This window comes from Stenotrophomonas sp. 2YAF22, assembly GCF_052114665.1.
GTDB classification, from domain to species: domain Bacteria; phylum Pseudomonadota; class Gammaproteobacteria; order Xanthomonadales; family Xanthomonadaceae; genus Stenotrophomonas; species Stenotrophomonas indicatrix.
In genome coordinates this window covers 1-4,571 of sequence record NZ_JBFRFE010000342.1, presented here as the reverse complement: position 1 = coordinate 4,571, position 4,571 = coordinate 1, and the positions used below count along the sequence as shown (strand labels likewise).

The 4,571-nt window shown below is 67.4% G+C and carries 6 protein-coding genes; all 6 read right to left on the bottom strand.

Annotated features, from left to right (window positions below; translation table 11 throughout):
- On the bottom strand, positions 1-294 hold a 294-nt coding region (locus tag AB4Y84_RS13940), incomplete at its 3' end, for a UvrD-helicase domain-containing protein (protein WP_442250299.1).
- Between the two features lie 9 nt (positions 295-303).
- On the bottom strand, positions 304-1,725 hold the full coding sequence (locus AB4Y84_RS13935; RefSeq protein WP_442244221.1) for an FAD/NAD(P)-binding protein: 1,422 nt from the start codon (positions 1,723-1,725) through the stop codon (positions 304-306).
- 24 nt (positions 1,726-1,749) lie between these two features.
- On the bottom strand, positions 1,750-3,168 hold the full coding sequence (gene cls, locus AB4Y84_RS13930; protein WP_025878058.1) for a cardiolipin synthase: 1,419 nt from the start codon (positions 3,166-3,168) through the stop codon (positions 1,750-1,752).
- 206 nt (positions 3,169-3,374) lie between these two features.
- Positions 3,375-3,542, bottom strand: a complete 168-nt coding sequence (gene rpmG, locus AB4Y84_RS13925; protein ID WP_170272460.1) for a 50S ribosomal protein L33 — start codon at positions 3,540-3,542, stop codon at positions 3,375-3,377.
- 10 nt (positions 3,543-3,552) lie between these two features.
- On the bottom strand, positions 3,553-3,789 hold the full coding sequence (gene rpmB, locus AB4Y84_RS13920) for a 50S ribosomal protein L28 (RefSeq protein ID WP_005411638.1): 237 nt from the start codon (positions 3,787-3,789) through the stop codon (positions 3,553-3,555).
- A gap of 239 nt (positions 3,790-4,028) precedes the next feature.
- Entirely contained in the window at positions 4,029-4,538 is a 510-nt protein-coding gene (gene dnaQ, locus AB4Y84_RS13915; RefSeq protein ID WP_312111097.1) for a DNA polymerase III subunit epsilon, read from the bottom strand.
- Positions 4,539-4,571: the final 33 nt, after the last annotated feature.

Genomic DNA, 4,571 nt, shown 5'->3' with positions numbered 1-4,571 from the left:
CAGCAGGCGGTTGGCCAGGCCGTGGAAGGTTCCGATCCACATGCCGCGGCTGCCATGCGGCAGCTGCGCGTCGATGCGATGGCGCATCTCGCCGGCGGCCTTGTTGGTGAAGGTCACCGCGAAGATGCCGTGGGTCGGCACGCCTTCGACTTCATGCAGCCAGGCAATGCGGTGGGTGAGTACGCGCGTCTTGCCCGACCCGGCACCGGCCAGCACCAGGTGGTGACCGAGGGGAGCGGAGACGGCTTCGCGCTGGGCCGGGTTCAGGCCATCAAGCAAGTGGGAGACATCCATGCCTCCATTTTACGGCATCGACGTCGCAGCTCCTGCGACCACCTGCGTGGCAAGTGCCTGCGCCTGCTGACGCAGTTCAGGCACCGCCAGGCTTTCCCACAGGCTGCCGATGCGCAGGCTGCCGAGTACCCCCAGGCGCGCCTGTGGCTGGCCAGCCTCTGCACACAACCGGTCGCCCGGCACGCTGCTGTCCAGGCCCAGCCCATGCGGGCCGGGGCGGGCCAGCCCATCGGCCTGCAGCTGCTGCAGCAAGGGATTGCGCAGTGCCGAGGCACGGGTTTCCACACCGGTGGCATTGACCACCGCAGCGATCGTCCACTGCACGTTGCCGCCGCCCGCCTCGCGACCCGACAGCCGCAGGGCATCACCGTCGCGCCACACGCGCTGCAGGCGCGCGCGGTGAACGCGCAGCTGGCCGCTGGCCTGCAGCGCCTGCAACTGCTCGGCCACCGGTTCAGCAATGCGATGGCGGTGCACGTCCCAGTAGCGCACCACGTGGCGCAGGAAGCGGCGCTGATCGGCGGCGTCCAGGCTGCACCAGAGCGCTTGCCCATGCGGGCGGATGCGATCCATCACGCCTTGCCAAGGAATGCCGTCGGCCTGTGCCTGCCGCGCGTGCTGGCGCAGTGCACGCAGACGCCGGCGCAGAGTCATCGTCAGCAGCTCCTGCGGGTCGAACGCCGGCAGGCCACCGTGTGCATGCGGTAACGGCAGCAGGCCATGGCGCGAGATCACGTGCAGCGGCCCGCTGTGACCCGCAGCCACCAACGCCAGCACGGTGTCGGCCATGCTCAGCCCGGAGCCGACGATGGCCAGGGCATGGTCACCGGCCAGCGTGCGTACGCCGTCGTAATCCCAGGCTTCGACCACGTCATCGGCAGATAGCGCGTCGACGCCGTCCACCGGCAACGGCCGCATGCTGTTGCCGGTGGCAATCACCACCTGCGCTGCATGCAGCGTTTGGCCATCGCCCAGCTGCAGCTGGTAACCGTGGTCATCCGGCTGCATCGCCAGCACCGGTTGGGCGATGACCTGCAATCGCGCCGCGCTGGCCGCTTCGGCCTCGCGCAGGCGCTGCTGCAGGTAGGCAGCGAAGTAGTGGCGACACACATAGCGTTCGCCCAGCACCTCGCGCGCCTCGCCCGGGTAGGCGTTGGCGTCCTGCAGGAAATCGAGGAAGTCGCCGGGCTGGTCGGGGAAGGCGCTCATTTTCGCCGCCGGCACGTTCAGCAGGTGCTCCGGCCACGGCGTGGCATAGGCAATGCCCTGTGCCAGCTGCGAGGCCGGCTCGAAGATGGCCAGCGCCAGCGGCGCTCGGGCCTGGCGCAACACCTGGATCGCCACCAGCACCCCGGCGGCACCACCGCCGATGATCGCCAGGTCCAGTTCGCCACTACGCGGTGAATCAGTCATGCGCCGATTGTAGGCCATCGGCCCTGCCCGGCTGGCGTTGGCCTACATCAAGGCATCGGCCAGGCGCGCGATGCCCTCGCGGCTGCGCAGCCACGCGGGACGCTTGCGCCACTGCTCCAGGTCCAGCAGGCGCGACTGGCGCAGGTAGTCGTCCTCGATGGCGCACAACTGCGTGACCAGCTGACGGTCGTAGCAGATCAGGCCGATTTCGGCATTCAGCGCGAACGAGCGGATATCCATGTTGATCGACCCGAGCACGGCGATGTCCTCATCCACGCTCATGTGCTTGGCATGCAGGAACTGCGGCTCGTACAGCGCGATCTGCACACCGCAGCGCAGCAGCTCATCGTAGTAGGCCTCCTGCGCCCACGAGGTCAGCCGCTGGTTGTTGCTGGCCGACAGGATCAGCTGCACCTGCACGCCGGACAGCGCGGCGATGCGCAGTGCACTCAGCGTTGCTTCGTCGGGCACGAAGTAGGGCGTGACCATCACCAGCCGGCGCCGGGCAAGATGGATCAGCGCGGCCACCGCATCGCGCGCGTTGCTGTACGGGTAGGCCGGGCCGCTGGGCAGCAGCTGGGTGGCGATGTCCTCGCTGCACACCGGCACGTCGGCGATGACCTCCAGGCGCTGCCCGGTTTCGATGTACCAGTCGCTGGCGAACACCGCTTCAAGGTGCGCCACCGCAGGCCCGCGCACGCGCGCCACCAGCTCGCGGTTGGGGTGGCCGGCAACGAATTCAGGGCGCGCCAGGTTCTGCGAACCGACATAGCCCACTTCGTTGTCGATCACTGCGATCTTGCGATGGTTGCGCAGGTCCATGCGTCCGCTGCGGCGCCAACGCAGGCCGCCGGGCAGCATCGCGCGCACTTCGATGTCACGTGACCGCAGCCGCTTGCTGTATGCGCGCAGGCCCCGCTTGGCGCCGACCGCATCCAGCAGCACGCGGCACTGCACCCCGCGCGCTGCGGCACGCTGCAGGGCTTCGACGATGGCCTCGCCCACGGTGTCATCGAACATCAGGTAGTACAGCAGGTGCACCCGGTCCTGGGCCTGGTCGATGTCGGCGATCAGGGTGTGCAGTGATTCGTCATAGTCGGTCAGCAGGTCGATCGCGTTGCCGTGCACCGGCATGAAATCGCCCTGGCGCTGCACCAGCGGCACCACTTCGGCGCTGGCCGAATCGGGCTGCGGCGTCCAGCGCAGGCGGCGCTGCAGCGCCTGTTCTTCACGGATGACCTGCGAGGCCTCGGCCTGCCGGCGGATGCGCTCGCGCGACAGCCACGGATGCCCGAACAGCAGATAGAGCGGCAGGCCCARCAGCGGCACGAAGCCGACCAGCAGCAGCCAGCTGCGCGCCGCGCCCGGCGTGGTGCGGGTGGGGATCCAGCACAGCGCCACCAGCCGGATCAGCCAGTCGATCAACAGCAGGTACGAGCCCAGCAGCCACTCGAACAGCATCGCGTCGCCCGTTGGGAGGTGTGGGGCCATTCTGCCCAGCGGGGTGGGTAGAGTCGAGCGGCGCTGGGGACAGCGTGTCGACCAACGGTCGGCACCCACGGGGTCGGAACGTGTCGACCAAGGTCGACACCTACCGGGGGCGGGGGGCACAAAAAAACCCGCCACGAGGGCGGGTTTTTTCGGAAGCGACCCGCAATCCTTGCGGATTACTTGATCTTGCCTTCCTTGTACGGGACGTGCTTGCGCACGACCGGATCGTACTTGGAGAATTCCATCTTCCCCGGGGTGTTCTTCTTGTTCTTGTCGGTCGTGTAGAAGTGACCGGTACCGGCGGTCGAAATCATACGGACCTTATCGCGCTTGCCTGCCATGATCGTCTACTCCTCAGACCTTTTCGCCGCGCGCACGCAGCTCAGCCAGAACGGAATCGATACCGTTCTTGTCGATGGTGCGCAGTGCATGCGCGGAAACACGAAGCTTCACCCAGCGGTTCTCACTGGCGACCCAGAAGCGGCGCTCGTGCAGGTTGGGCAGGAAACGACGACGGGTCTTGTTGTTGGCGTGCGAGACGTTGTTACCCGTCTGCACTCGCTTGCCGGAAACCTGGCATACGCGGGACATTGCGCACCTCGATAGTAAGTTGTGTCTCCCCGTAGCCCGGGGGACGGCGGCCTCGATGGTTGCCCACCACACGTCAAGAGAATCAAAGGGTTACGCTGGCGTTGGGCGGCCGGGGACGTGCTCCCGGGGGCGCCGCCCGATAGAAAACCGGACACAGCGAGCCGCGCATTATGCACGCAATCAAGACCTTGCGCAACTTACCCACAGGCCATGCCTGAATGCGATGGCGATGCCTGCCCTCAGCGCAGGTGCGGCACCACCTGGGCCAGCAGGTGCGCATCCTTCAGTGCGCCATGCAGGCCGCGGGTGCCGGGAATACGCAGGCGCTGCAGTACATCGTCGAGCTTGTTGGGCATGCCCGGCCAACGGTTGCGGGCCAGCTTCAGGCTGCAGGTCACGCGGCAGTGCTGGGCCAGCCCATCGGCGATGCCGGCCAGGCGCAGCTCGTTGTCGAGGAAGCCGACGTCGAAGGTGGCGTTGTGCGCGACCATCTCGCTGCCACGCAGGAACTCCAGCAGCTCGGCGGCCTTGCTGGCGAACAATGGCTTGCCCACCAGCATGGCATCGCTGATGCCGTGCACGCGCTGCGCGCCCCAGTCCACCTTCCGCTGCGGCTGCAGGTAGGTGTGGAACTGGCGGCCGCTGAGCTGCCCGTTTATCAGTTCCACCGCCCCGATTTCAATCACCCGATGGCCCAGGCGATGCGAGATGCCGGTGGTTTCGGTGTCCAGTGCAACGACGCGGCTCACGGCGCACGCCGGTATGCAGCGGCCGGCATGCGG